Raw genomic sequence first — 26,058 nt, forward strand, 5'->3', positions numbered from 1 at the left:
CGGATTCAGCACAGATGCCCGCGCCAGACGCGGGCATGAAGAGGATTGAAGCCCATGCGGTAGACCAGATCGGCCGGCGCATCGATGTTCCAGATCGCCAGGTCGCAGTCCATGCCGGCGCGCAACTGGCCCAGGCGCTCGCTGCGGCCAAGCGCCCGCGCAGCCTCGCGGGTGAACCCGGCGATGCATTCGTCCACGGTCATGCGGAACAACGTCGCCGCCATGTTCATCGCCAGCAGCGGGCTGGTCAGCGGCGAGGTGCCCGGGTTGCAATCGGTGGCCAGCGCCAGCGGCACGCCGGCCGTGCGCAGCGCGGCAATCGGTGGCAGTTGGGTATCGCGGGTGAAGTAGAACGCGCCTGGCAGCAGCACTGCCACGGTGCCGGCAGCGGCCATCGCCGCAATGCCCGCCTGGTCCAGGTACTCGATGTGATCGGCCGACAACGCGCCGTAGCGTGCGGCCAGTTCGGCGCCGTGCTGGTTGCTCAATTGTTCGGCGTGGATCTTGATGCGCAAACCATGCGCTTGCGCCGCAACGAAGACCTGTTCGGCCTGCGCCTGCGAGAACGCCAGATGCTCGCAGAACACGTCCACCGCCTCGGCAAGTCCTTGCGTGGCGATCGCCGGAATCATCTGCGTGCAGACCTGGTCGATGTAGTGCTGCGCCTGCCCACCAGGCGGCACGGCATGCGCGCCCAGGAAGGTCGGCACCACTTCCACCTTGCGCAGCGCGGCGAGTTGGCGCGCCACGCGCAGCTGCTTGACTTCATCGTCCAGCGTGAGCCCGTAGCCGGATTTGATTTCCAGCGTGGTGACGCCTTCGCCAAGCATCGCATCCAGGCGCGGCAGGCTGGCGGCCAGCAACGCCGCATCGTCGGCGGCGCGGGTGGCGCGCACCGTCGCCACGATGCCGCCGCCGGCTGCGGCGATGTCGGCATAGCTGGCGCCGCGCAGGCGTTGCTCGAATTCATTGGCACGATTGCCGGCGTACACCAGGTGCGTGTGGCAATCGATCAGGCCGGGGCTGATCCAGCGGCGCCGGCAGTCGTGCGCACTGTCGGGCTGCAGCGCTGGGGCCTGTGCGGCCGCGCCGGCGTAGACGATATGGCCGTGCCGGCAGGCGACGATGCCATCGTCCACGATGCCCAGGCCGCCATCGGCCGCATCCAGGGTCATCAGTTGCGCGTTGTGCCACAGAACGTCGCAATGCATGGCGCAGGCTCGTGGTGTCTGATATGTATATACAATAAGTTCGGCGATCGAGGGTGTCCAGTGGCAGACCAACAGACGCAGGTGTTCTGGGCAGCCCGGGCATTGTTGCCCGACGGCTGGGCGAGCAAGGTGCGGGTCGCGGCAGAGCAGGGCCGCATCGTTTCGGTAGAGGCCAATGCGGCTGCTGCGATTACCGACACGCGCTGCGACGTGCTGTTGCCTGGCTTGGGGAATCTGCACAGCCATGCCTTCCAGCGCGGCATGGCGGGGTTGACCGAAGTCGGCGGGCGCAGCGGCGACAGCTTCTGGAGCTGGCGCGAGCTGATGTACCGCTTCGTCGACCGGCTCGACCCGGACAGCCTGCAGGCAATCGCCGAGCAGGCATATGTTGAAATGCTCGAAAGCGGCTTCACCCGGGTCGGCGAATTCCATTATCTGCATCACGCAGCCAGCGGTGCGCCGTATGCGCAGCCCGGCGAAATGTCCGAGCGCATTGCCGCCGCTGCCGCCAACACCGGCATCGGGCTCAGCCTGTTGCCGGTGTTCTATGCGCACTCGGATTTCGGTGGTGCCACCCCCAGCCCGGCGCAACGCCGTCTGATTCACGACATTGACGGCTTCGCGCGCTTGCTGGACGACTGCAGACACAGCCTGAAAGCGCTGCCGGACGCGGTACTCGGGCTGGCGCCGCACAGCCTGCGCGCGGTCACTCCGCAGCAACTGGCAGGGCTGGTACCGCTTACCGATGGCCCCATCCACATCCATATCGCCGAGCAGCAGCGTGAAGTGGATGCCTGCCTGGCCTGGTCCAAGCAGCGCCCGGTGCAGTGGCTGCTGGCCAACGCGCCGGTGGATACGCGCTGGTGCCTGGTACACGCCACGCACGTGGATGCACACGAACTGCAGGCAATTGTCGCCAGCGGCGCGGTCGTCGGTCTGTGCCCGATCACCGAGGCGAATCTGGGCGATGGCGTGTTCCCGATGCAGGCCTTCGCTGCTGTGGGCGGGCGTTTTGGCGTGGGCTCGGATTCGAATGTGCTGATCGATGCAGCCGAAGAACTGCGCCTGCTCGAATACGGCCAGCGCCTGACGCTGCAGGCACGCAATGTCGTGGCGCAGGGGCCCGTGTCGAGCGGACGCTGGCTCTACGATCAGGCCGGCATGGGAGCCGCGCAGGCGCTGGGCCTCGCGCAGACCGGCATCCGCGCCGGCGCAGCAGCCGATCTGATCGAACTGGACACCGCGCATCCGGCCCTGCTGGCGCGCAGCGACGACGCCTTGCTGGACAGCTGGCTGTTCGCCGCGCGTGGCACCGCGGTGCGCAACGTCTGGCGCGGCGGGCGCTGGGTGGTGCGCGAGGGGCAGCATGTCGACCGCGCCCGTATCGCCACACGGTTTGCCGCAGTGTTGCGCAGCCTGCTGGGCCAGTGACATTGCTCATCGCACGGTGGCGAGAGTGGTCAGGTGGCTGCCCAACGGCGCGCAGGAGTCGTGGTGTACGCTTTGCACCTGCCGATGACGGGCCCCGGCCGCAACCGCCAGTGGCTGCGCCTGAACCGCTCCAAGCGGATGCGCGCGCAGTGCTGCTCCTGGAGCCACCGCAGACGCAGCTGCGACTCCGGAGCAGGTGCACGCAGTGCGCTCGTCCATGCAGCGTGCATGGTGCATGCCGCAACCTGCAGCTGGCGCACGCTGCCGACCATGCGGCATGCCGATTGAATAGCCGCTCTTTTCGGAGACCCGCGCTTTGACCGCCACCACCACCATCGTGCCTGGCACCTTGCATCAGCGCATCCGCCAGGATCTGGAACAACGCATCCATAGCGGCGACTGGCCGCCCGGGCACCGCGTGCCGCCCGAGCACGAGTTGATGGCGCAGTACGGCTGCTCGCGCATGACGGTGAACAAGGTGCTCGGCTTGCTGGCCGATGCCGGCATGATCGAACGCCGCCGCCGTACTGGGTCGTTCGTGGCACGGCAGCACCCGCATCTGGAACAGGTGGCGCTCTCGATCCCGGACATCGAAGTGGAAATGACCACGCGCGGCCATGCGTACCGGTTCTCTTTGTTGTCGCGGCAGCTGCGCAACGTGCGGCAGCGCGTGCCGCAGGAACGTGCGCTGGGCAGCACCGGCAAGGTGCTGGAATTGCAGAGCGTGCACCTGGCCGACGGCCGCCCGTTTGCGCTGGAGCACCGCGTGATCGACATCAACACCGTGCCCGACGCATTGGACCAGCCGTTTACGGAGGTGGCGCCGGGCAGCTGGTTATTGCGCAACGTGCCATGGACGCGTGCCGAGCACCGCATCAGCGCTGCCAGTGCCGACGCCGCGCAGGCCGAGCAGCTCCAGGCGGACGACGGCGCGGCCTGCCTGGTGATCGACCGCCACACCTGGCGCGGCGAGCTGCCGGTCACCTACGTGCGCCAGATGTTTCTAGGCGGTTCGTACGATCTGGTGGCACGGTTCGCGCCGGGACTGCGCTGAGATGACGTCGGCAGGCGACGGGCGCGGTACTGCAGCGCTCAAGTCGCCAGGGGTTCGCTGAACGGTACCGGCCGTGTTGCAGTCGCTGCACGCCGGGATGGCGGCGACTGCGTGTTCACGATCAGGTGCCCGGCTGGGCAGGCAGGCGACGCGGCACGACGACAGCAGCCAACGCCCCAGGATCAAATCGTGCTGCATTGACGCCAGCGCACCGGCTCGGCGGTGCCCGGGCGCGGGTTGAGTTGCACGCGCACCGTGCGCAGGTACGGGTAGCGTTGCAGCTCGCGGCAAATCAGCGGCCATGCCGCGCTGTCTTCCACCGTCCGATCCACTACCAGGGTTGCCTGGGTCAGCCAGATGCCACGCACCAGCCCCGGTGTCTGCGCCAACGCCTTGGAAACCTCGCGCTGATAGCCTTGGATGGTGGCTGCATCCGGTTCTGCGCCGGCTGCCGGCGCGGCCGGGGCCACTGCAGTAGGTGACGGGCCCGGCTGGGCGGTACTGGCGGAGGGCGTGGGCGGTGCGACCACGCGGGCCGGTGCGGGAATCGGTGCAGACGCCGCAGCGGGCGGTGTGGCCCGCGTCGGAGCCGGCGGGCGCAGCGCCAGCACCGCCATGACGGCCAGCGTCGCCAGCGCGGCGCCGGCGATGATGCTATGGCGGATCGCGCGGCGGCGCGCCGCACCAACCACGCCGGCTTCCACATCGCCAGGCAGATAGGGTTTGAGCAGCGGCCACAGACGCACACCGTCCAGCACTTCGATCGATTGTTTCTCCGCGGCGGCGATACCTTCGCGCTCCATGCGGCCTTCGGTCACCATCACGCCGCCGTTTGCACCAGCCAGCCGTGCCATCGCGCCCAGCTCGTTCACCGCCGCCACGCCGATGCGATAACCGCGCCCGTGCTTGCAGGCCACCAGCCGGGTGCCATGCTCGGTCTGCATCATGAAATCGGCGGTGGGCAGGCCATCCTGCGGCAGCTGGGTGGGCTGCCATCCGCGTTGATCCTGCAGGACGCGCAGCACCACGGCGGAAAAATCGCGCCAGTGCATGATGGCCAGCGCACGGACGCCTTCATGCACTTCATTGGCGCGTCGTCGTACCAGCCACAGGTAGGCAGACACCGCCAGCCAGAGCAGCAGTGCGGCCAAGGGCGCCAGAATCCAGGAAGGCATGAGCATCAAGCAATGGCGCGTATAACGAATCGTGCGTGTAGAAGAATCCTTCGCGAAAGATTCGTCAATGGATCGTGCGCGGTGATATCGCGAGCCGTGATCCAGATAGCGAAAGACCCGCCAGTCCGAAGCCGTGAGGGGAGGGGAGCAAACGGACTTCGTAACGCAGGACTGGCGGGTCGTTCCCGATTGTCCAAAAAATCATGTTGCTTTGCAACATCGGGCCGGAAGAGCTGCGTTTTGGCGCTAAGCCACTGATTCAAAAAGGCTGCGCAGGGCCAAATCGCACGTCAGCGACGCTGCATCCTCACGCCGGTCCATCGCCAACGCGCGGCTGCGGATTAGCCAATACACCACCCACGGTGAGTTGCACCCATCGGCGCGGGTAGCACCAGCCGATGACACCGCTCGAGGTGGCTGGGGGCGCCGCGCTTGGCCGGCGTGCAGAAACGTAGTGCGCAGCTGCACTCGGCGATGACTCCCTTCACCATCTCGGGCAACAACCGCGCCGTCACATGACAGCGCGGCTGCTTTCACTGTTGCGCTCATTCCGGGTCGAACGCACCGGGATTGCTGGACGACGATGCCGCCCCGGCACCCGCGCCGCCGGCAGCGGTCGTCTCGCTGGCCGCCTGCGCCGCCTGGTTAGCGGTACGGTTGGCATGCTTGGTGGCCGCGGTATTTGCGCGGACCTGGGCCTTCAGCGATTCGACCTCGCGCCGCAGGTTTTCCAATTCTTCCTGCTCGGGAATGTTGAGCGTGCGCAGCACGCCCTTCACGCGTTCGTCGAAGGCCTTGCCCAGTCTGTCCCAGCCGCGCACCGCGGTATCGCGTGCCTGCTCGAACTGGGTTTCCACCTCTTCGCGCAATTCGTCGACGCTCTCGGCCGCCCTGCGCTGGCCGGTGCGCTCATAGGCGGCGCCCTCGCGCACCAACGAGTCGAACAGCTTGCTGCCTTCGTTCTGCACGCGCCCAAGCGCGCCCAGACCGGCAAGCCATACGGTCTGAGCCGATTCGCCAAGCCGGCGCGAGATCTGTTCCGCCTGCGCCTGGAAGCCCTGGGCCGCGTTACCGCGGTTACCGTTCTGATCGTATCCGGTCGTCATGCGATGCTCCTGTAGGTTGCCAACGTGACATTGCGTTCACCCTAGTGCCGACCCTGCATCGGGCAGGTGAAGCACTGCCCGATCAGGCGTGCCGAAAGCATCTACCCGCAAGCGCCCGAGCAGGTGACTTGACGCTGAAGCAGCGCAGCGCCAATCGCGCGATCAGGCCAGTTTTTCGGCCAGCAAGCGCCGGATTTCCGATTCCACCATCGGCTGCACCGCCGACAGCAAAAAGCCGAGTTCGGCGGTGACGTGCACTTGTTGCGGCAACAGCGCGATTGCTCCGTCCACGCCGGCACGTGCGATGCGCAAAGTGTCGCCTTCCCAATGCGAAGCGACGCCGTAGCGATCGGTCAGCTTGCGCGCCGCCTCGTCGATGGCCGCGCGTGCCTGGGCCGGCGTCAAGGAATGGTCGTGGCGGATATCGATGCTGGACATGGGTGCGATGGGTCATGCGAAAAGTGAGGGCGCATTGTGCGCATGCCAGGCCCCAGCTCCAAGTGCGGCCATGTGTGGCCTTGCTGTCCGTGTCGCAAACACAGGTCTGCAAGCTGCGCTGCCGCCTGCTCAGCCGACGGCAGCGCGATCCTGGCGCGCCCGCGCCAGCGATCCAGCACGGCTCCGATCACCACCGATGGCCGCGCATGGGGGCAAACCTGCTAGGCTGCGGCGGGTGCGCGACCTGCAAGTTCATTTCACCCACCGGCAGCAGCCGGATCATTCCCTCAAGCCCGGCGTCCACCGGATCGTCCGTCATGCCTCCGGCAGCGTGCGGGTGGTCGGCGATGCGCAGGGCGCGTTGCTGTTGGCGCAGTTCTGCCTGGACCAACGCGGCCTGTGGCTGCAGGTAGCCAGCGGCATTCGCGGTATCCACGTCAATGGGCGCCCGGTGCGTCGCATGGCGCTGCTACGGGCGGGCGATGCGATCTATGCCGATGGCGTGGAAATGCTGCTGCGCAGTGCCCCGTCCAGTGCGCCGGCCAACGATATCCACGACGACACGGCCAACCTCGGCGAGGTCTGCCTGTTGTTGCGCGGCATCGGCGGGCGCCATCATGGTCGCAGTTTCACCCTGGATCGCGCGCGTCTGGTCGGCAGCGATGCTGCCGCCGATATCGTCATCGACGACCCGGCATTTGCGGCGCAGCACGCCCGTCTGGAACGACACGGCGACCGTGTGCTGATCCGCGATCTGGGTTCGGAAGAGGGGAGCTGGATCAATGGCGTCCAGGTGCGCGACGGCTGGCTGCAGGCTGGCGACCAGGTCGTCTTCGATGCGCGCCACCGTTTCGTGGTGGAAGTGCCGAGGACGCACCACGGCACCACCTGGGATCTGCCCGATACCGAACCCCCGCCGCCGCCGCGTGCGGTTGCAGAGCCGACGCGCGCACCGGTGAAGGTGGCCCGCTGGCCCTGGTTGCTGCTCAGCGCGGTGTTGCTGGCGGCGGCGTTGAGCGCCTTGCTATGGTTCGGCGCGCGCTGAGTTTTTTCCAGACGCGCCAGCTCAGCAATACCGCAAGAATGCCGGCGTACAGGGCCGGCTCGCGGATATCGGATTTCACCAGCCACCAGAAATGCAGCACCGCCAGCAGGCCGATCGGGTAGATCAGCGTGTGCAGGCGGCCCCAGTTGCGCTTGAGCCGACGCATCCACCCCTGGGTGGAGGTGATCGCCAGCGGCATCAGCAACAACCACGCCGCAAACCCCACCGTGATGTACGGGCGTTTGAGGATCTCCTCGAAAATCTGCGTCCAGAAGCCGCGCAGGTCCAGCGTGAGGTAAGCCGCCAGATGCACGCTGGCGTAGAAGAACGCGTACAGGCCCAGCATGCGGCGGAAGCGGATCACCACGGCCTGCCCGGTGAGTTGGCGCAACGGCGTGATCGCCAGGGTGATCAGCAAGAAACGCAGCGCCCACAGCCCGGTGCGGTGTTCGATCTCGGCCACCGGATCGGCGCCCAGCGCGTCGCTGCCGCCTTGCCACACCTGCCAGAATTGCCAGCCGAGCAGGGCGATCGGCGCCAGCGCGGCGGCATGCACCAGCGTCTTGGCAGCAATCACGGAAGTGGATGTCTTGGCCATGCGATCTCGAAGAAGGAAACGATGCTGAAGCGTAGGAGCGCACCCGGGCGCGACTGGCTTTGGTGGTCATGCCCGTCGCGCCCGGGTGCGCTCCTACGCCGGGTCGATGCCAGATTGTGTGTTGCCTAGAACCACTTTTTCAGATCCATGCCTGCATACAGCGAAGCGACCTGATCGGCATATCCGTTGAAGGGCTTTGTGGCGATGCGCTCGGCAAACAGCTTGCTGGCGGTGCCGGCGATGCGGCGTTCGGTCTTCTGGCTCCAGCGCGGGTGGTCCACTGCCGGGTTGACGTTGGAAAAGAAGCCGTATTCGGACGGTTGCAGATCGTGCCACGCGGTCTCGGGCATTTTTTCGACGAAACGGATTTCCACGATCGATTTGATGCTCTTGAAGCCGTACTTCCACGGCACCACCAGGCGCAACGGCGCGCCGTTCTGCTGCGGCAGCGGCTTGCCGTACAGGCCGGTGGCCAGCAGGGTCAGCGGATGCATCGCCTCGTCGATGCGCAAGCCTTCGCGGTACGGCCAGTTGATCGAGCGGTAGCGTACGCCCGGCATCTGCTGCGGGTCGGCCAGGGTGGTGAATGCCACGTACTTGGCCTTGGAGGTCGGCGCGAAGCGCTTGAGTACCTCGCCCAGCGGCACGCCCGTCCACGGGATCACCATCGACCAGCCTTCCACGCAGCGCAGCCGGTAGATGCGTTCCTCCGCGCTGATGCCCTTGAGCAACTCGTCCAGCGACAGACTGCCGGGCTTTTCGCATTCGCCGCTGACCTTCACCGACCACGGCGACAGCTTCAGGGTCTTGGCGGCCTTGGACGGATCGGTCTTGTCGGTGCCGAACTCGTAGAAGTTGTTGTAGCTGGTGACGTCTTCCAGCCGGGTCAGTTCCTCGGCGGTACGGAAGCCGCTGCGCGCCTGCGCCGGGGTCACCACGGTCTTGGGCGGAGGCGGCGGATCGGCCTCGGCGCAGCCGGCCACGCCCAGCGCCGGGGTCAGCGCAAACAGCTGTAGCAGCCGGCGTCGGTCGCGGTAGACGGCCTCATCGGTGATCTCGCTGGACGGCAAGTTGAAAGCATCGCGAAACGACATGGCAGGCTCCGGCAGTGGCTGCAGCGTGAGAGTAACGAACCAAGACAAAAGTTCGCCTGGGCACGTGTCTACGTTACGTCAGGCTCAGTCAAAAGGATGCAGCTGCAACTTTTTTGTCCGCTGCCAAGCCCGATGCGCTGCGGCATACTAGAAGGCTAGCTCGACCAAGGTGTGCCATGACACGCGCGTTCAATTTCAGTGCCGGCCCTGCGACATTGCCGGAATCGGTCCTGCGGCAGGCGCAGGCAGAGATGGTCGAGTGGAACGGCGTCGGCGCCTCGATCGTGGAAATCAGCCACCGCAGCGCCGATTTCATGGCGGTGGCGGCTGCCGCCGAAGCCGATCTGCGCAGTTTGTTGTCGATTCCCGACGACTATGCGGTGCTGTTCACCGCCGGTGGCGCCACCACCATCCAGGCGCTGCTGCCGCTGAATTTTGCCGCGCCCGGCCAGGCGGCCGACTACGTGATCACCGGGCATTGGGGCAAGACCGCGATCAAGCAGGCGGCCACGTCTGTGGATGCGCGCATCGCCGCCGACGCGCAGGCCGATGGCTTTGTCGACATTCCCCCGGCGGCCAGCTGGACCTTGTCGCCGCATTCGGCCTACGTGCACATCACCGCCAACGAAACCATCCATGGCGTCGAATTTCGCGACACGCCGGACGTGGGCACGTTGCCGTTGTTTGCCGACTTCAGTTCGTCGATCGCCTCCGAGCCGCTGGATATCTCGCGCTACGGCCTGATCTACGCCGGCGCACAGAAGAATCTTGGCCCGGTGGGCATTTCGGTGGTGATCGTGCGGCGCGATCTGCTGGAGCGCGCCGGGCAACCGCGTGCGGACATCTTCAATTACGCCTCGCATGCCGCGCGCGATTCGATGCTCAACACGCCGCCGACCTGGAACTGGTACGTGCTCGGGCTGACCGTCAAGTGGATGCTGGAACAGGGCGGAGTGCAGGAGTTCGCGCGCCGCAATGCCGAGAAGGCCGCGCTGGTGTATGGCGCCATCGATGGCTCTGGCGGCTTCTATCGCAACCTGATCAAACCGGCAGTGCGTTCGCGCATGAACATCCCGTTCTTTCTGCCGGACGAGCAGCTGGATGCGCTGTTCGTCAGCGAATCCAAGGCAGCCGGGCTGCTCGCGTTGAAGGGGCACAAGGCAGTCGGTGGCATTCGGGCGTCGCTGTACAACGCGATGCCGGTGGCCGGCGCGCAAGCGCTGGCCGCGTTCATGCACGACTTCCAGCAGCGTCACGGCTGAGTCTTCATTTACCTGCGGCGTCTGCCGCGCAGGCGCATGCGCTGACAGCGCACATGCGCCGCCATTTTTTAGGAATGCCCAGCGATGGCCCCCAAGTCCGACAAGTCCACGGCCGCCACAGGCGGCAAGAAAAAGCCGACCAAGACATCGGTGCGTGCTTCAGACAGCAAACCTGCAAACACGCCGGCTGAAAAGGCCGCGATCAAGACCGCCGCGCCGGTGCTGGCCGATGTGCGTGCCAAGATCGACGAGATCGACCGCAACATCCAGGCGCTGATTGCCGAGCGCGCCAACTTCGCGCATCAGGTCGGCAAGGCCAAGGGCAAGCTTGCGGCGGCGGTGGATTACTACCGCCCCGAGCGCGAGGCGCAGGTGCTTCGCATGGTGGTGGACCGCAACGAAGGCCCGCTCAGCGACGAAGTGCTGGTGCACGTCTACCGCGAAATCATGTCGGCGTGCCTGGCCCAGCAGGAGCCGCTGAAGATCGGTTACCTCGGCCCGGAAGGCACCTTCAGCCAGCAGGCGGTACTCAAGCATTTCGGCCGCTCGGCGGTGGGGTTGCCGATGGCGACCATCGAAGAAGTGTTCCAGGAAGTGGAAGCCGGCAACGCCGATTTCGGCGTGGTGCCGGTGGAAAATTCGGGGCAGGGCACCATCCAGGTCACCCTGGACATGTTCCTGACCTCCAACCTGAAAATCTGCGGCGAAGTCGAGCTGCGCGTGCATCAGTACCTGCTTTCGCGCAACGGCCGGCTGGAAGATATCGAACGCATCTACGCGCATTCGCAATCGTTCGCGCAGACTGCAGGTTGGTTGCGCTCGCATTTGCCCAAGGTGGAAAAGATCGCGGTGTCCAGCAACGCCGAAGGCGCACGCCGCGCACGCAATGCTGAAGATGCCGCGGCCATCGGCGGCGAAAGCGCAGCGCACGTGTATGGCTTGAAGAAGGTCATCATGAAGTCGATCGAGGACGACGACGACAACACCACGCGCTTTTTGGTGATCGGGCGGCAGATCTTTCCTTCCTCCGGGCACGACCGCACTTCGGTGCTGGTGTTCATCCACGACAAGCCAGGTGCGTTGTTCGACGTGCTGAGCCCGTTCGCACGCCACGGCATCAGCATGAACCGCATCGAATCGCGGCCCTCGCATCAGGCCAAGTGGGAATACGGCTTCTTCATCGATCTGATCGGCCATGTCGAAGACGATGCGATGAAGCAGGCGCTGGCCGAACTGAAAGCGCACTCGGCACAGATCAAGGTGCTGGGTTCGTATCCGGTGGCCATTCCCTGAGCATCGAAGCTCGATACGACAATCCATGCCGGAGCGCCGCGACCTTGTATCGACGGCAGCGCCGCAACCTTCTTCAAAGCGCATCGTCAGCATTGGCGATGCCGCAGCCATCGGATCACATGCATGAGCAGCAGCACGCACCACTGGATTGCCCGTCGCGGCACCGCACTGCAGGGCAGCCTGGCCATTCCTGGCGATAAATCGGTTTCGCACCGCGCGGTCATGTTCGCCGCGCTCGCCGACGGCGTTTCGCAGATCGATGGGTTTCTCGAAGGCGAAGACACGCGCTCCACCGCTGCTATTTTCGCCAAGCTGGGCGTGCGCATCGAAACGCCGTCGGCGTCGCAGCGCATCGTGCACGGCGTGGGTGTGGATGGTCTGCAGCCGCCGACCGAGGCGCTGGATTGCGGCAATGCCGGTACCGGGATGCGTCTGCTGGCCGGCCTGTTGGCAGCGCAGCGCTTCGACAGCGTGCTGGTGGGAGACGAGTCGTTATCCAAGCGGCCGATGCGGCGCGTGACCGGCCCGCTGGCGCAGATGGGCGCGCGGATCGAAACGCAGGACGATGGCACGCCGCCACTGCACGTGCACGGTGGGCAGGCACTGCACGGCATCGATTTCGTCTCGCCGGTTGCCAGCGCGCAGGTCAAGTCAGCGGTGCTGCTGGCCGGTCTCTATGCGCAGGGCGAGACCTCGGTGACCGAGCCGCATCCCACCCGCGACTACACCGAGCGCATGCTGTCGGCATTCGGCGTGGAGATCGATTTTTCGCCTGGTAAGGCCCGTCTGCGCGGTGGGCAGCGTCTGCGCGCGACCGATATCGCGGTACCTGCGGATTTTTCGTCGGCTGCGTTCTTCATCGTCGCTGCCAGCATCGTTCCCGGCTCGGAGGTGGTGCTGCGCGCGGTCGGATTGAATCCACGCCGCACCGGGCTGCTGGCCGCGTTGCGCCTGATGGGCGCGGAGATTAGCGAAGAAAACCACGCTGAACACGGCGGCGAGCCAGTCGCCGATCTGCGCGTGCGTTACGCGCCATTGCGCGGTGCGCAGATCCCCGAAGCGCTGGTGCCGGACATGATCGACGAGTTCCCGGCCTTGTTCGTGGCCGCGGCTGCCGCAAGCGGGCAGACCGTGGTGACCGGCGCCGCCGAACTGCGGGTCAAGGAGTCCGATCGCCTGGCGGCGATGGCCACCGGCCTGCGCACGCTTGGCGTGCAGGTCGACGAAACACCGGATGGTGCCACCATCCACGGGGGCAGCATCGGCAGCGGCGTGATCGAAAGTCATGGCGACCATCGCATTGCCATGGCGTTCGCCATCGCCGGCCAGCTGTCCACCGGTCAGGTGCAGGTGAACGATGTGGCGAATGTGGCGACTTCTTTCCCGGGCTTCGACACGCTGGCGCAGGGCGCCGGATTCGGGCTGGAAACCGCCGGGCGTCGGTGACGCGTTTTCCGTTGCAGGATGGCCCAGATCTCGCCGGGTCCGGAAAGACCATGTCTGTTTGCGAGTCAGGAGCCGGGCGACGCGCCGCGACATCGCGAGCGTTGCCGTCCGTCAAGCGCCGCAGCGCTGAGCAAATCCTCAACGCTGCGCGGTGAACTCCACCGGCACCTGCACGCTGCTCACCACCGCATGGCCGTCGCGCGTGGCGGGCTCGAAGCGCCACCGGCGCAAGCTCTCCATCACCGCTGCATCCAGCCGAGGGTCGTCACTTCCGCTCCGGTCGACGATGGTGACATCGCTCACCCGGCCCTGCACATCCAGCTGCAAACGTGCAGTGCGGCTGCCCTGGATGCCGGCACGCGCCACGGCGGCCGGGTAGCTCGGCATGGCATTGCCCGGCAGCGGCTTGGCTCCCACGCTGCTGACCGCTGGGCGAGCAGGCTGGTGCGCCACCATCGTCATCGCACGCGGGCCATCGGTCGTCGGCAGGATCTGCCGACTCGCTGCCGGCAGCGGCCGCGTATCGGTCGCCAGTGACTCGTCGCTGTGGCGTGCCCACCACCAGCTGGGTACCACGATGAGCAACGCCACCAGCGTTGCCCACATCCAGGGCGAAGCGCCGTCGCTCGCTGCATTCTGCTGCCGCTCCATCGAGCGCCTGCCGTGCTGCGGCAGCGACGACGGGTGAGCGGATGAAGGATTTGAAGTGACGGACATGGCCGACCTCCTGGCGCATCTGAGGATGACGAGACCAGTCTGGTTGGCGCTACCTGAGGGGCAGCTAAGGCGGACGGCGAATGAAGCGCTCGAGCTTGCTGAAAGTTCAGCTTAGTCAAGCTGACATTGCGGCCCGGTTAAAACTGCATGCTGTTTGTGGCTGCGTGGCGTCAGCCGAGGCCTGCCCCGTCGCGCCCCACATCGGCAAGGCAGTGACAAGCAACACGCGCGAAGGGTTAGCTGTACTTACTGCGCAGGCTTGAACTCGAACGGGATGTCCATGCTGCCGGCCACCGGCTGGCCATTGCGCTGCGCCGGGTGGAAGCGCCAGTGCCGCACCGCTTCCATGGCCGCACGGTCCAGGTCGCGCGAGCCGCTGCGCTGCACCAGGGTCACGCCACCGGGATTGCCGGCGGCATCCACGTCGACCCGCACCACCACATCGCCAGCATCGCCGCGACGCAGCGCAGCCGACGGATAGCGTGGCGGCGGCATTTGGCCCTGGATCGGTACCGGGCGATCGCCGCCAGCGACCGGTGCGTTGACCGGCGCGGCGCTGCCAGCGGCACCTGGCGCGCCGGGTGCCGCATTTTCCGGCAGCGGCGTCGGCGCGGGCGGGGCGGGGGGCGCGGTGTCCACCAGGGTGGGGGTTTCGGCCGGCGGTTTGGCCTGCGGCATGTCGCTTGCGCCGTCCTGGGCCGGCAACGGTGCCGGCAGCGGCGCAATGGTGTCGTCGGTCTGCGTGCCTGCGGTCGGCTGCGCCGGCGAGGCTTTATAGAAGTCGTCCTTGCGGCCGGTGGCCCAGACCAGCAAGAACAACAGCAGGCCGGCAGCGAAGGCGATGCCGGCGATTTTCAGCGTGTGGCGGGGCAGACGCAGAACGATGTGGCGATCGGACGCAGGACGGGGCGCGGGCATAGGGCTCACCTGAAGAATCGTCGCAATTCTGGCATAGCCGTAGTGAATCGATCGCAGCAGGTGCCGGAACAGGCGATAATCTCGCGCTATTCCACTGACGCACCTATTCCGATGCTAGATCCGGCCCTGCTTCGCCAACACCCCGCCGACCTTGCCGAGCGCCTGCGCAGCACGCGCAGTTTCGCCCTGGACACTGCGGAACTGGAGTCGCTGGAGAGCGAGCGCAAGCGTATCCAGGTGCGCACGCAGGAACTGCAGAGTCAGCGCAATTCCAAATCCAAGGCGATAGGGCAGGCCAAGGCCAAGGGCGAAGATGTGGCCGCGCTGATGGCCGAAGTGGCCGGGTTCGGCGATGAACTCAAGGCGTCCGAAGAGGCGCTGGATGCGATTCGCGCCAAGCTCGAGGGCATCGCGCTTGGCTTGCCCAACCTGCCGGCCGAGGATGTGCCGCTCGGCAAGGACGAAAGCGAGAACGTGGAGCAATCGCGCTGGGGCACGCCGCGTCAATTCGATTTCGCCGTCAAGGACCATGTGGAACTCGGCGCGCCGCACGGCTGGCTGGATGGCGAAACGGCAGCCAAATTGTCGGGCGCGCGGTTCACCGTGCTGCGTGGCCCGGTCGCGCGCCTGCACCGTGCCTTGGCGCAGTTCATGCTTGACCTGCATGTGGGCGAGCACGGTTACGAAGAAACCAACGTGCCGCTGCTGGTCAATGCCGATTCGATGCGCGGCACCGGTCAGCTGCCGAAATTCGAAGACGATTTGTTCCAGACCGAAGTGGGCGAGTCGCGCCGTTACCTGATCCCCACCTCCGAAGTGCCGCTGACCAATATCGTGCGCGATGAGATCATCGACGCCGAGCGCCTGCCATTGCGCATGACCGCGCATTCGATGTGTTTCCGCGCCGAAGCCGGCAGTGGTGGCCGCGATACGCGCGGCATGATCCGCCAGCACCAATTCGAAAAGGTGGAGCTGGTGACCGCCTGCGCGCCGGAAGACAGCGATGCCGAGCATCAGCGCATGACGCGCTGCGCCGAAGTGGTGCTGGAACAACTCGGCCTGCCGTATCGCAAGGTGCTGCTGTGCACCGGCGACATGGGGTTTTCCGCGATCAAGACCTACGATCTTGAGGTATGGCTGCCTTCGCAGAACACCTATCGCGAAATTTCGTCCTGTTCCAATTGCGGCGATTTCCAGGCGCGGCGCATGCAGGCGCGCTGGCGCAACCCGGTCAGCGGCAAGCCGGAGTTGCTGCACACGCTCAACGGATCCGGCACTGCCGTGGGCCGCGCGATGATCGCGGTGATGGAGAACTACCAGAACGCCGATGGCTCGATCGATGTGCCGCAGGTGCTGCGTCCGTACATGGGCGGGCTCGAGCGGATCGGCTGAGTGCGGGTAACCGGAGGACGGCGCTCATCACCAGGCGACGCGGGCGGCGTTCGGTGCGCATATCGCTTCGGGCGCTGCGGTTGCCCGGTTAGATCGACACTTGTCAGACGCGTGCTCGCTACGCTTGGCAGCTTCCACACATGCGAGTGTCGAATGGAGTCTGCGATGTCTGGCGCACATGGTGCGAGGGCGTTTGAGCGCGAGCTTCTTTGCTATTGGAAATCGACACAAAAAAACGGGACCAGCGGTGGTCCCGTTTTTCGCTATGGCAACTCGCAGTCATGACGACCTTTCAACGCGTCAACCCGTCACGCCGCAGGCTTACGCGCTCACAGCAGCCTCTTCTTCCTCACCCAGCCCGGCCAGCGCCGAGGCCAGCGCATCGGCGCGATGCTGCGGCGAATACGCCACACCCTCTGCGCGCACGAAGCTGATGTCGTCGATGCCCAGGAAGCCCAACACCTGGCGCAGATACGGCTCCTGAAAATCGTTCGTCGGATCGGCATACAAGCCACCACGCGCGCTGGCGATGATGACGCGCTTGCCGCCGGCCAGGCCTTCCGGACCATTGGCGGTGTACTGGAAGGTGCGCCCGGCAACTGCAATGCGATCGATCCAGGCCTTGAGCGTGGAGGGGATGGCGAAGTTGTACATCGGTGCGCCAATCACGATGACATCGGCCTGCAGGAACTGCTGCATCACCGCTTCGGCGGCCGCGGCCTCTGCCGGGTCGGTCTGCGCCAGCGTCTGCGCGGTCAGATGCGGAATCGGGTCGCGGTCGAGGTCGCGATACGACACGTCCACCTCGGGATGGCGCCGGCGCTGCTGCTCCACGACGGCGGCGCTGAGCACGCGCGTGACGGAATTGGCGCCTAGCGCGCTGGAATCGAGGTGCAGCAGTTTCATGACGATGACCTGTGGCAAGCGGCAGCGCCGCGGAGGTGTGCAGCCTAGGTCGTTGCTCTGTTGGAATAAAGGTGGTTAAATATCACGTATCGTTCTATTCATGGATACCTGCGCCATGCACGACCTGAATGACCTGTATTACTTTGCGATGGTGGTGGATCACGGCGGCTTTGCCGCTGCCGAGCGTGCGCTTGGCATCCCCAAATCGCGCCTGAGCCGGCGCATCAGCCAACTCGAGACCGACCTGGGTGTGCGCCTGTTGCAGCGCTCCACGCGCCGTTTCGCGGTGACCGACGTCGGCACCAGCGTGCACCGGCACGCGCAAACCATGCTTGCCGAAGCCCAGGCCGCGCGCGAGGTGGTGGATCGTCTCAGCGCCGAGCCGCGCGGTCTTGTACGTGTGAGCGTTCCTGTTTCGCTTGCGCAGATCCAGTTGCCCAAGTTGTTGCCGGAATTCTTGGCCAAGTATCCCAAGGTGCGGCTGCAGCTCAATATCAGCAATCGCCGCGTCGATGTCATCAACGAGGGCTACGACATTGCGCTGCGCGTGCGCTCGCGCCTGGACGACGACGGCAGCCTGGTGATGCGCAGCTTCGGCCAGGTGCAGGAACTGCTGGTTGCCAGCCCCAAATACCTGGATCGCGCCGGTCGCCCCAAGGATCCCAGCGAGCTGGCCAACCACACCACCATGAGCACCAGCGAAGACGAAGCGCATCAGCGCTGGGAGCTGCACGGCCCGAACGGCGAAATGCGCCGCGTCGATCTGCAGCCACGCCTGGCCGGCTTCGACTTCCCGCTGCTGCAGTCGATGGCGCGCGACGGCTTCGGCATCACCATGCTGCCGGAAACCGTGTGCGCCGAAGCGGTGCGCAGCGGCGAGCTGGAAGTGGTGCTGCCGCACTGGTCGCTGCCGCAGGGCATCTGCCATGCCGTGTTCGCCTCGCGTCGCGGCCTGCTGCCGGCGGTGCGGGTGTTCATCGACTTCCTGGCCGAACACCTGCCGCAGGAAATCGAACGCTCGCGCCTGGATTGCGGCGGCAATTGCGCCGAACTGGCGGAGAAGCTCAAGCGTGCCGCCGGCACGGCGCCGCGCCTGGTGGTGGCCGAAGCGGGCTGAGCGTCCGTGACAAAGCTGGCCAAGGCTGGGTTGGCGGCCGAGGCTGGCCGGCACGTACGTTGGCAGTTCGCTAGCTGCTGCGCAGCCAGTGCGCTGCAGATGTTCGGCAGGTTGCCTGTGTGCTCAGGCATCTTCGCCGACCATGCGGGGTAGTGGCCGAGTACCATCAAGGGAGCGGCACGCTGCGCCAGCTGACGGCGTTGGTGTCATTGAGCAAAACGCGCCCGGGCATGCGAGAATGCGCGCCCGGGAGCGATCCTGGGAGAACGGCCGCACAGATGTTCGTGCGGCCATAGACAGGGCCACCCGCGCAAGGCGGGTCGCCCGCGTGACATCCGGCGCCTTCGGCGGTCACGTGCAGCAGCATCGGAGAGATGGCCGAGCGGTTTAAGGCACCGGTCTTGAAAACCGGCGAAGGGTCAAACCTTCCGTGGGTTCGAATCCCACTCTCTCCGCCAGTCACTTCCAAGGCATTGATTTTTTAATTTAAGAATCTGTTTTTTTGGTTGAAAGGCAGGAGGAATGCGGAGGAACACTCGCATGCCGGGCCTGTGCTCGACACGTAGAACCTGATCCTCCGATGCTCGGCTTGGCCATAAGCGGCGCTTTGCTCAGTGAATACGACACAGCATGTCGCTCCAAATGCGCAGATGAGTTTCTATGCCGAGCACTCGTGCAACGGGTGATGCGTGGATCTGAGATGGTTTGGCGACCTAATCAAGCATTTGACCATTGCAGCCTCACATTCCGTGAGGCTTATATTTTTTGCGGATAGGCAGCCCATGCTCCTGCCTGATTGAGTTTTCGCTCGGTTGCCCGGTCTTTTGATATTCGTATTTTCCGACGCCGACGGCCCTGAGTTCCTCTTTCCCGGCCTCGGATTTTTCGTCGTAGCGATGTCCACCCTTGTAGGCTCTCGACGTGCCCGCCAATAGATGCTGAGCATGGATAAGCTCGTGCGCAAGAACAACAAACGACTCCTCGGGATTCGATCCAAGTCGAAGAGGGGAGCCGTTTGCGTTCAGTTCGATGTGACTCTGCGGGCTCCATTCTATGATGGCGTTGCATCCCTTTCCTTTTCTTGCTCGTTCCTTGGCGAGCGCTAGATTATCGGCGAAAGTTCTCGGCTTATATTTTTCAGCCTCGCTCGCACTGAGGGCAGCTCTGGTGTTGGGCTGCGCTTCAGCGCCTATCTCCGCTATGGTCACTTTTCTATTCTTGCTAGCGCTAATAGCACTCAGGCCTTGAAGCAGGGCGCTGCCCGAGGTGCCGGCCGCAATCTTTTCAAGCGCTGACTCAACCTGATTCTTGTATGGCTCTTCTCGAGCGCTTGTCTGAGTGGAAATATAGATTCCTGGAAAGTTTGTTTGACCGATTGGCATGTCGAGTATGTGTCGTTAAAGTGTTTATGGGACTGCCACTCGAATGGTAATTGTGAGAAGGCAAACACACTGCCAGTATGTGAAATCCTGTCATCAATGGCGAATGGATGATCCAATTCGGACTCCGTGAGTTAATTCGCGGCGGTCTACAAGCTCACAAGCTTTGTGGGGCATGCATGGTGCGGTCTCCACCAGCGCTGGGCCGCTTGAAGGGAATCCTGGCTCCGCTGTCCCGACCGCGAGGCTAGCCTCCTTCTCGGCGCTCGCGTTCTGTTGCGGCCCTTCGCTGTTCGCCGCTTGCGCGGTGCTCGCTCCCGGGTGCGATAGGGGTTGGCGCTCCGCCTACCGGTTTCCACGAGGCGCACAACGCGCTGGTGGAAAAGAACCGATGAAGCGCACCCAAGACCTGAAGGCCCAATACCAACTCCAGATGGACGAGGAAGGCATCTTGCTCGCTGCCGCGACCATCCTGGAGCAACGCCTTCAACGCCAAGGCCGTATCCACAGCCCCGAGCAGGCCGGCAGCTACCTGGTCGCCCGCTGCGCCCACCTGCCGCACGAAGCCTTCGGCGTCGTCTTCCTCGACACCAAGCACCACATCCTGGCCACCGAGCACCTCTTCACCGGCACGACCGATGCCTGCGAAGTCCACAACCGAGTCGTCGCCAAGCGCGCCCTGGACCTCAACGCCGTCGCCGTCATCCTCTTCCACAACCATCCGAGCGGGAATCCGGAGCCCAGCGAAGCAGACCGCAAGGTCACCGAACGCCTGAAGCAGGCGCTGAACCTTCTGGACATCCGAGTGCTGGACCACTTGGTTATCGGCGGCCAGAAGAGCGTCAGCCTGGCGGCAAGGGGTTGGGCATAGCCCACCCCTTCACCTGTGCGGTCTGCCGAAGCTAGACTGCAAAGGCAGATGTCCCCAAGGAGCGGAATGAAAGCGTTTCACGTGCGAGGGATTGTCTGGAAGATCGATGGCAAGCGTCCCGCGTTGCCGATGGAAGCCACGGTCGAGTGCGAGAGCGAAGACGGTATCGCCGACGCCCTTAGTGACGCCTTTGGCTGGCTTGTGGGCGACTTTGCTGTTGTAGAAGAACTTGAAGAACTAGAGCCTATGGAATGGACGCAACGCATGAATACCGCAATGATCAATGAGCCCAAGAAAGGGGAGTTCTTCCACCTGCAGCCAGACGTTCGACGCGGGGGGAAAGGTCATGGGGTTGTCTTTGAGAACCGAAAGGCGCTCCTCACTCCGCCTAGGCTGATTCTGAGGCCAAAGGATGGCGGGTTTCCTGCTTTGCGCGAGGTTCCACGCTTGGTCTACCACCCCAGTGAAGGCGTGCCTCCCCAAGACCTGGAAGGGGGATTCAGTGGCTACTGGCTGGTGTCAGAGCGCCTACGTCGAGTGATGGAGACGGTAGATCCTGCGGCGTTCGAGTTTGCCGAGACCGACTATCGCTTGGCCGATGGCTCGAAGGGGCCAAACGTCTACCTGTGCGATGTGGTCCGCACGTTAGACGCACTCGATGAAGATGCTTCTTACCTCGACATCAAAGTCAGTGACGAATACGAAACTGGTAAACATTACAGCCTGGCGGGGGGCTCGCGGCTGGCCTTCAAAAGCGATGTGCTCGGGGTAGCACACGTCTTCAGACTGCCATTTCACGGTGGCGTCTTTTGTGATCGAGTGTTCAAGGATGCTGTGACTGCAGCCGGTATCGGCACCGATGGACAGTCGGACGGCCTCTGGTTCTACGACGTGGTGAACCGCTAGGCCGAGCCGCAAGGCGACAAGGAGCCTGATCCGTGCCGAATTACCGAACACTTTTCCAGGATCACCACAACATCGAACAGCAAACGCTGAAGAACAGCGAGTTGCTTGATGAGTTGCAACGGGCAGGGAAGTTTGACATCCACGCACAGGAAAACCGACTGTTTCTGCCGGCCAATCCCACGTTCGCTCAAAAAATGGGAATCACGCCACATAGCGGCGGCCCTCTTGGCGCTTACCAGTATGGGCTACTTGATCGCCTTGAAGATATTTACGCGTCCCGAGATGGGCAAGCCATGTTGGAGGGTGACCCAGCCGCGATGGATCGTGTTGTCCAGCGTGTCGAGCGCTTACGCGATACCGTCAAAGTAGGACTAATCAATGGTGATCTGAACACCAATACGCCCGTTGGTTTAACCCCTGCACAGACCAATCAAAAGGTTCAAGACTTTTTCCGCGATATCCCGACCTACCAGAAAACCCATGCCCAGCAAATCGAGGCCTTGAAGGGCTTCACGGGGGTGGACCACGGCTGGGGAGCTGTTGCGCATTCCGAGTCGCGCATCGTCACCGCGCTAAACCAGATCCATGTCAGCAACGCCGCCATCGTGCGAGGCGGGGACATCCAGCTCCAGCGCAGCGGCTTGTCGCTCGCCATCGCCAATGCCCATCACGATGGGCGCGTGGTCTTGTCCGAGCAGGGTATCCTTAAGGTTGAGCAGACCCTGGGTGAGGAGGCCGCAGACAATCTGCGCGTCCCACGAGGCCAGCACGGTGCGGCATCCATGGAAGTGCTTCTTGGCAATGCATCCACCAGCACCCTGGTGCGCTCGGGTGGCTTGCTGGCTACCGGCGCGGATGCGGTGCTGACTGCCCGCCGCTCCGCCGAGCTGCTGGAACAAGGCAATGCCACGGCCGCGCAGTCTGAGGTTACCCATGCACTGGCACGCAACGTCGGCGGCTGGGCCGGTGGTGCGTCTACTGCGGCAGCATTGGGCGGAAGCGGCTTCGTACCGGCTGCGTTGGTGGTCGGTGACGCACTGCTGATGAGCAAAGCGTTCGACAAAGGCGCCGATCTGCTGGACAACCGCGCCATCTACCACCAGATCGACAAAGCGCACATGGAGTGGCAGTTCAACGGCCGCAACTGGCAGCGCGAAGCGGCTATCGACCTCGCTCCGGATGGCCGGCGCACGAGCGGCGAGCATTTCGTGGTCGCCAGCTACGAGAAATCGCAGGAACTGGGCGCGCTGGCAAACGCCAAGGCAGTGGAGTTGGCGCTGGGCAAGGCTCCTCCACCGCAAGACCCGTTCAACGTCCCTGCACGGGCCAGCGACCAAGTTGGGTTGGACAACCAGAACTGGCACCGCAATCCTGAGAGCCAGGCATGGGAACGCCAAGTCAAAACCGCCGTGTCCGGTGCCAACGACCGGGGCAGCTACGAGCACCAGACCGCCTCTCCGGAACGCGCGCAACAGCTCAACCAGGAAGCCCTGGGCCGCATCGAAAGCAACATTGCCACCGGGCGCGAAGCCATCGCCGCCGCTTACCTGGAAAACCATGCCGCGCAGCGCGCCCGCGACTATGGAGTGGAAGTGCCGGCAGCCGTGGAAAGTGTCCTCGCCAAGCAAGGTCAGGTGCAGGGACACGACGGGCAGGTCTACCAGCGGAACGACGCTGGACAGTGGGCTGGGAAGGATGGGGTGGCTACTGGAAACCTGGCGGTGGAACTGGAGTTGACGAACCAGGTGCGCCAGCCGTCGGTGGAGCGTGCCCAGGAGACCCTGGCAGCGATCCAGGCGCTTCCGGCTCCCACGGCGTCGCAGATGGAGCACAACGAGCTGCTGCACCGTTACCGGGCCGCAGGCGTCGATTTGAACGTCAATCCAGACACTCAGCAGGCAGTGGAGCTGGCCGCGCAGCGGACCAGGGACGCCAATGGCATCACCGGGCCGACCATGCAGCAGCTACAACGCAATGAGTTGGGGCAATACGGGTATGACAGCCCCATCGCGCACCTGCAGCGCGGCAGCGATGGGGTCACCCGCATGGTGGCCACTACGAGTAGCGACGACATCCGGCAGGCGTTGAGTGAGGTGCAAGGCAGTCGGCGTGAGGTGCCAAGCCTTGGAGGGGCGCCCGAAGCGAAAGGGGAAACAGACAGCTCTACGTCTGACTCTTCCAATCCGCAGCAGGTGCTGGACATCCAGGCGCGCATGCAAGCCTCTGTCGCGGCGCAGGCGCGGCAAGAACGCGAACAGCAAGATCGTCTTGCGCAAGAGCAACACGCCGCGCAGGTGCGCGAACACCTCCAGCAGGCACATCCGGAGCACGAGGATCGGGCGCAGAGCGAACAGGCGGTCCAGGCGCATGCGGTGCTGGAAGGTCAGCGCCAAGCCGAGCAGCATCGGGAGTCAGAAGAGCGGCAAGTGCAGGAGCGGCAGGCACAGACCAGCCAGCAACGCGAGCTGCAGGAGCGTGAGGAAAGGGATGTCCAGGAACGTCAGGCGCAGGAGCGCCAAGCCCAGGACAACCAGCAGCGGGAGCAGCAGCAAGAGCGCCAGGCTCAAGAAGCCACGCGGGTTGAGGTCCAGGAACATCAGGTTCAGCAAGCGCAGCAACAAGAGCAACGACAAGAAGCCTCGCAGCAACCGGACGCTCAGCTGCACGCTCCAGATGCGGCGCTGGATCAACAAATGCCGCAGCCCGAGTTGCAGCAGGCATATGCCCACCAGCAGCTAGATGCGCATAACCAACAGGCAGGCGAACGCGCGGCTGACACTACGCCCGACCCACGGACGCAGCCGCATCAAGCAAGAGAAGCGGGACGCGCGCTGGAAATGCAGGCAGTGGAAAGCCGCGATGCCTCGCGCCTGCCGATTCCTGCACCCGAGGGCGAGAAATCCGGCAACCAACCTTTGCAAAGCGCGGAGGCCGATGCGGTGTCCCTGGCGCTGTATCGCCAGGTGCAACCGCAGCAGGCCGAGATGGAGCAAGCGTCGGCCCGTCAGCAAGACGTGGCGCGTGAGCAGGAGGCAACACCGGTTCGGGCCATGGCCCCAACAGCAGAGCCGTTGACGGCATCACTTTCCAGAGCGTCTACTACGCCTGAGCGAGAAGCCGAGGCTGAACAGCCCCGTCCTTCAAAGGCTTTGCTCGCTGATCATGGTGCACCGGTGTTGCCCGCAGAACACTTCGCGCAAGCGCGTGAGGAGTCATTGGCAAGCAGTGCGGCCACTCGCGTGTCCGTCGGGTCTGCTGACGCAGAAAACCAACAAACGCAATCAACCCCAGCGCAGGATCACAGCGCCGCAGACCCGGGTGGCGCCCTGTTCCTGGAAGAGACCATGCGCTCGCTGCGCCAGCTGCAACAGGAAATTGAGGCGGCGGATCGGGAAGACGAACGCTTCCATCAGGAATGGAGGGAGTATCGCGAGCGCGGAGAACCTTATCCCTTCGCTCAAAAGAGGGCGCTAGACCAGGAGGGTAGCGGCATTGATGCGTTCAGCGCACACCAACCAAGTCACCGCTCGCCCAGAGAAGCGGCCGCGCAAGCCGATGCCTTCCCATCTCCAGTTCAGCGCTTTGCTGGTCCAGGGGAAGGGAATGCACCAAACGAGTCGCCGAAAGCTGAGCGCAAATCCATCACGGGCGACCCGGACGTAGACGAGGTCCTCTACGCGCTCGACAGCAAGAACGAGTTGGCGATCGAGCAGGCCCTGAACCGAGTCGCCAACAGCGCAGCGACGCAGGCGCTCATCAAAAGAGGCAACGAGTTCCTGGAGGCGCAAGCCCAGCAGGAGGCCCAGGAGCTCGCCGCAACACGTCAGGCGCTGGGGATGGATGTCTCAGCGGAGATCAACACCAGTCGCGGGCCGGTGATGGTGATGACCTTGCCGGAGTTTGCCAAGGGGCCGATGCAGAGCGGTCCCCAAGGGGACGGCGGTGGGGGTGGAGACGGCGGGGGAGGCGGGGGAGGAGGCGGTGGTGGTGGAGGGGGCGGCGGTTAGTCAAAATCGCTTCCTGACCAGCCGAGCTCAGGAGACCTCATGGACAGGCAAGCCACCGCCGCAATGGCGGAAATGATGGCCACGTTGAATGCATCGAACACCTCGCTGCAAGAGACGGTCAAAGTGCTGACGACGCTGGTGGCATCCATGCAGCAGCGCGAACAGCGGTTGCGCGAGGTGGTCGCCGAGCAACTTCAGGTAGTCCAACACGCGGCCAGCAGCGCCGATGCAAAGGTCAATCGGGTGCTGGAAAATGCGTTGCCGCGCTTGACGCAGCTGACCAATCAGGCGTTGACGCAGACGCTGGAGCCGGCTGCTAAGCGATTCAACAAAGAAATGGCCACTGCGGACGAGACATTGCAGCAAGCCACTCGACGTTATGCGCAGGCCCAGCAGTCCTTGGAAACGCGGAGCACGCGGCGCATGTGGATCGCATCGGCCACGATGCTCGCGGCGGGCGTGTTGGGACTGGGGGCGGTGGCTTACTCGGTGGGCATCATCAACGAGAAGCGCAGCGAGCTGGTGCAGCTCCGCACCTCAATCGACTATTGGGAGCGGGTTGCGCGAGCTGACCTAGCTCCTTGTGGCGAAGGAAGGATCTGCGCCACGCTCGAAAAGAACGGCCCACGTTTCGGCAGTCAGAAGCAATACCGTGCCGTTAGCCTGCGCAGCGCCTCAGACGCGCGCTGATG

23 protein-coding genes and 1 tRNA gene are annotated in these 26,058 nt (G+C 64.4%); 14 read left to right on the forward strand and 10 right to left on the reverse strand.

Annotated elements, in window-relative coordinates:
- Positions 1–5 precede the first annotated feature (5 nt).
- Positions 6–1,211 (reverse strand): imidazolonepropionase, encoded by a 1,206-nt coding sequence (gene hutI, locus AC1POX_RS09110; RefSeq protein ID WP_127165853.1) that lies wholly within the window; start codon positions 1,209–1,211, stop codon positions 6–8.
- A 60-nt stretch (positions 1,212–1,271) separates the two neighbouring features.
- On the opposite strand from hutI, the gene AC1POX_RS09115 reads away from it, so the two are divergent.
- From AC1POX_RS09115 to hutC, 3 genes are read left to right on the forward strand one after another with little or no spacing between them, the layout of a single operon-like run.
- The gene (locus tag AC1POX_RS09115; RefSeq protein WP_071117823.1) at positions 1,272–2,642 is read left to right on the forward strand and encodes a formimidoylglutamate deiminase; all 1,371 of its coding nucleotides are present in this window, start codon (positions 1,272–1,274) and stop codon (positions 2,640–2,642) included.
- Between the two features lie 60 nt (positions 2,643–2,702).
- Positions 2,703–2,930, forward strand: coding sequence for a hypothetical protein (locus AC1POX_RS09120; protein ID WP_008576254.1), 228 nt, complete (start codon positions 2,703–2,705; stop codon positions 2,928–2,930).
- 28 nt (positions 2,931–2,958) lie between these two features.
- On the forward strand, positions 2,959–3,696 hold the full coding sequence (gene hutC / locus AC1POX_RS09125; RefSeq protein ID WP_008576253.1) for a histidine utilization repressor: 738 nt from the start codon (positions 2,959–2,961) through the stop codon (positions 3,694–3,696).
- A 182-nt stretch (positions 3,697–3,878) separates the two neighbouring features.
- Here the strand turns inward: hutC and AC1POX_RS09130 are convergent, their stop codons facing one another.
- The 3 genes from AC1POX_RS09130 to AC1POX_RS09140 all read right to left on the reverse strand — a co-directional run bounded on the left by AC1POX_RS09130 (position 3,879) and on the right by AC1POX_RS09140 (position 6,415).
- A complete protein-coding gene (locus AC1POX_RS09130; RefSeq protein ID WP_011347042.1) occupies positions 3,879–4,877 on the reverse strand; it encodes a restriction endonuclease in 999 nt (332 codons plus the stop codon).
- A gap of 539 nt (positions 4,878–5,416) precedes the next feature.
- Positions 5,417–5,977, reverse strand: coding sequence for a phasin family protein (locus AC1POX_RS09135; RefSeq protein WP_372357017.1), 561 nt, complete (start codon positions 5,975–5,977; stop codon positions 5,417–5,419).
- Positions 5,978–6,139: 162 nt separating this feature from the next.
- Positions 6,140–6,415: a polyhydroxyalkanoic acid system family protein gene (locus AC1POX_RS09140; protein WP_008576246.1), complete on the reverse strand. Its 276-nt coding sequence runs from the start codon at positions 6,413–6,415 to the stop codon at positions 6,140–6,142.
- Positions 6,416–6,650: 235 nt separating this feature from the next.
- Here AC1POX_RS09140 and AC1POX_RS09145 point away from each other — a divergent pair, with 235 nt between their 5' ends.
- Complete coding sequence (locus tag AC1POX_RS09145) at positions 6,651–7,460, forward strand: FHA domain-containing protein (RefSeq protein ID WP_014089873.1); 810 nt, start codon at positions 6,651–6,653, stop codon at positions 7,458–7,460.
- On the opposite strand, the gene msrQ is transcribed toward AC1POX_RS09145, so the two are convergent.
- Positions 7,402–8,058 carry a protein-methionine-sulfoxide reductase heme-binding subunit MsrQ gene (msrQ, locus tag AC1POX_RS09150; protein WP_008576242.1) on the reverse strand — a complete coding sequence of 219 codons (657 nt, stop codon included), beginning with the start codon at positions 8,056–8,058 and terminating at the stop codon, positions 7,402–7,404. The genes AC1POX_RS09145 and msrQ overlap by 59 nt on opposite strands.
- A 125-nt stretch (positions 8,059–8,183) precedes the next feature.
- Positions 8,184–9,152, reverse strand: coding sequence for a protein-methionine-sulfoxide reductase catalytic subunit MsrP (msrP, locus tag AC1POX_RS09155; protein ID WP_372357018.1), 969 nt, complete (start codon positions 9,150–9,152; stop codon positions 8,184–8,186).
- A gap of 176 nt (positions 9,153–9,328) precedes the next feature.
- On the opposite strand from msrP, the gene serC reads away from it, so the two are divergent.
- The 3 genes from serC to aroA all read left to right on the forward strand — a co-directional run bounded on the left by serC (position 9,329) and on the right by aroA (position 13,153).
- Positions 9,329–10,414, forward strand: a complete 1,086-nt coding sequence (gene serC / locus AC1POX_RS09160; RefSeq protein WP_011347046.1) for a 3-phosphoserine/phosphohydroxythreonine transaminase — start codon at positions 9,329–9,331, stop codon at positions 10,412–10,414.
- A gap of 84 nt (positions 10,415–10,498) precedes the next feature.
- Positions 10,499–11,707, forward strand: a complete 1,209-nt coding sequence (gene pheA, locus AC1POX_RS09165) for a prephenate dehydratase (RefSeq protein ID WP_011347047.1) — start codon at positions 10,499–10,501, stop codon at positions 11,705–11,707.
- Positions 11,708–11,830: 123 nt separating this feature from the next.
- On the forward strand, positions 11,831–13,153 hold the full coding sequence (aroA, locus tag AC1POX_RS09170; protein WP_011347048.1) for a 3-phosphoshikimate 1-carboxyvinyltransferase: 1,323 nt from the start codon (positions 11,831–11,833) through the stop codon (positions 13,151–13,153).
- Positions 13,154–13,291: 138 nt separating this feature from the next.
- Here aroA and AC1POX_RS09175 read toward each other — a convergent pair whose 3' ends face one another.
- Both AC1POX_RS09175 and AC1POX_RS09180 read right to left on the reverse strand, forming a co-directional pair.
- On the reverse strand, positions 13,292–13,759 hold the full coding sequence (locus AC1POX_RS09175) for an energy transducer TonB (protein WP_372357150.1): 468 nt from the start codon (positions 13,757–13,759) through the stop codon (positions 13,292–13,294).
- 357 nt (positions 13,760–14,116) lie between these two features.
- Positions 14,117–14,788, reverse strand: coding sequence for an energy transducer TonB (locus AC1POX_RS09180; protein WP_372357019.1), 672 nt, complete (start codon positions 14,786–14,788; stop codon positions 14,117–14,119).
- A 111-nt stretch (positions 14,789–14,899) separates the two neighbouring features.
- Between AC1POX_RS09180 and serS the strand changes: the two genes are divergently transcribed.
- Positions 14,900–16,180 (forward strand): serine--tRNA ligase, encoded by a 1,281-nt coding sequence (gene serS, locus AC1POX_RS09185; RefSeq protein ID WP_209261498.1) that lies wholly within the window; start codon positions 14,900–14,902, stop codon positions 16,178–16,180.
- 321 nt (positions 16,181–16,501) lie between these two features.
- Here serS and AC1POX_RS09190 read toward each other — a convergent pair whose 3' ends face one another.
- A complete protein-coding gene (locus tag AC1POX_RS09190; protein WP_011347050.1) occupies positions 16,502–17,086 on the reverse strand; it encodes an FMN-dependent NADH-azoreductase in 585 nt (194 codons plus the stop codon).
- A gap of 100 nt (positions 17,087–17,186) precedes the next feature.
- Here AC1POX_RS09190 and AC1POX_RS09195 point away from each other — a divergent pair, with 100 nt between their 5' ends.
- Both AC1POX_RS09195 and AC1POX_RS09200 read left to right on the forward strand, forming a co-directional pair.
- Entirely contained in the window at positions 17,187–18,203 is a 1,017-nt protein-coding gene (locus AC1POX_RS09195) for a LysR family transcriptional regulator (protein ID WP_003485786.1), read from the forward strand.
- A gap of 368 nt (positions 18,204–18,571) precedes the next feature.
- Positions 18,572–18,661, forward strand: a tRNA-Ser gene (locus AC1POX_RS09200).
- 282 nt (positions 18,662–18,943) lie between these two features.
- Here AC1POX_RS09200 and AC1POX_RS09205 read toward each other — a convergent pair.
- A complete protein-coding gene (locus AC1POX_RS09205) occupies positions 18,944–19,585 on the reverse strand; it encodes a XopG/HopH/AvrPtoH family type III secretion system effector (RefSeq protein ID WP_338334480.1) in 642 nt (213 codons plus the stop codon).
- Positions 19,586–19,973: 388 nt separating this feature from the next.
- On the opposite strand from AC1POX_RS09205, the gene AC1POX_RS09210 reads away from it, so the two are divergent.
- The 4 genes from AC1POX_RS09210 (at position 19,974) to AC1POX_RS09225 (ending at position 26,056) form a co-directional block, all read left to right on the forward strand.
- Entirely contained in the window at positions 19,974–20,453 is a 480-nt protein-coding gene (locus AC1POX_RS09210; protein WP_372357020.1) for a JAB domain-containing protein, read from the forward strand.
- Between the two features lie 246 nt (positions 20,454–20,699).
- Positions 20,700–21,359, forward strand: coding sequence for a DUF1629 domain-containing protein (locus AC1POX_RS09215; protein ID WP_338334574.1), 660 nt, complete (start codon positions 20,700–20,702; stop codon positions 21,357–21,359).
- Between the two features lie 32 nt (positions 21,360–21,391).
- Complete coding sequence (locus tag AC1POX_RS09220; RefSeq protein WP_372357021.1) at positions 21,392–25,366, forward strand: hypothetical protein; 3,975 nt, start codon at positions 21,392–21,394, stop codon at positions 25,364–25,366.
- 63 nt (positions 25,367–25,429) lie between these two features.
- Positions 25,430–26,056 carry a hypothetical protein gene (locus AC1POX_RS09225; RefSeq protein WP_202903039.1) on the forward strand — a complete coding sequence of 209 codons (627 nt, stop codon included), beginning with the start codon at positions 25,430–25,432 and terminating at the stop codon, positions 26,054–26,056.
- The last annotated feature ends 2 nt before the right edge of the window (positions 26,057–26,058 follow it).

Source organism: Xanthomonas sp. NCPPB 3442, from assembly GCF_056725145.1.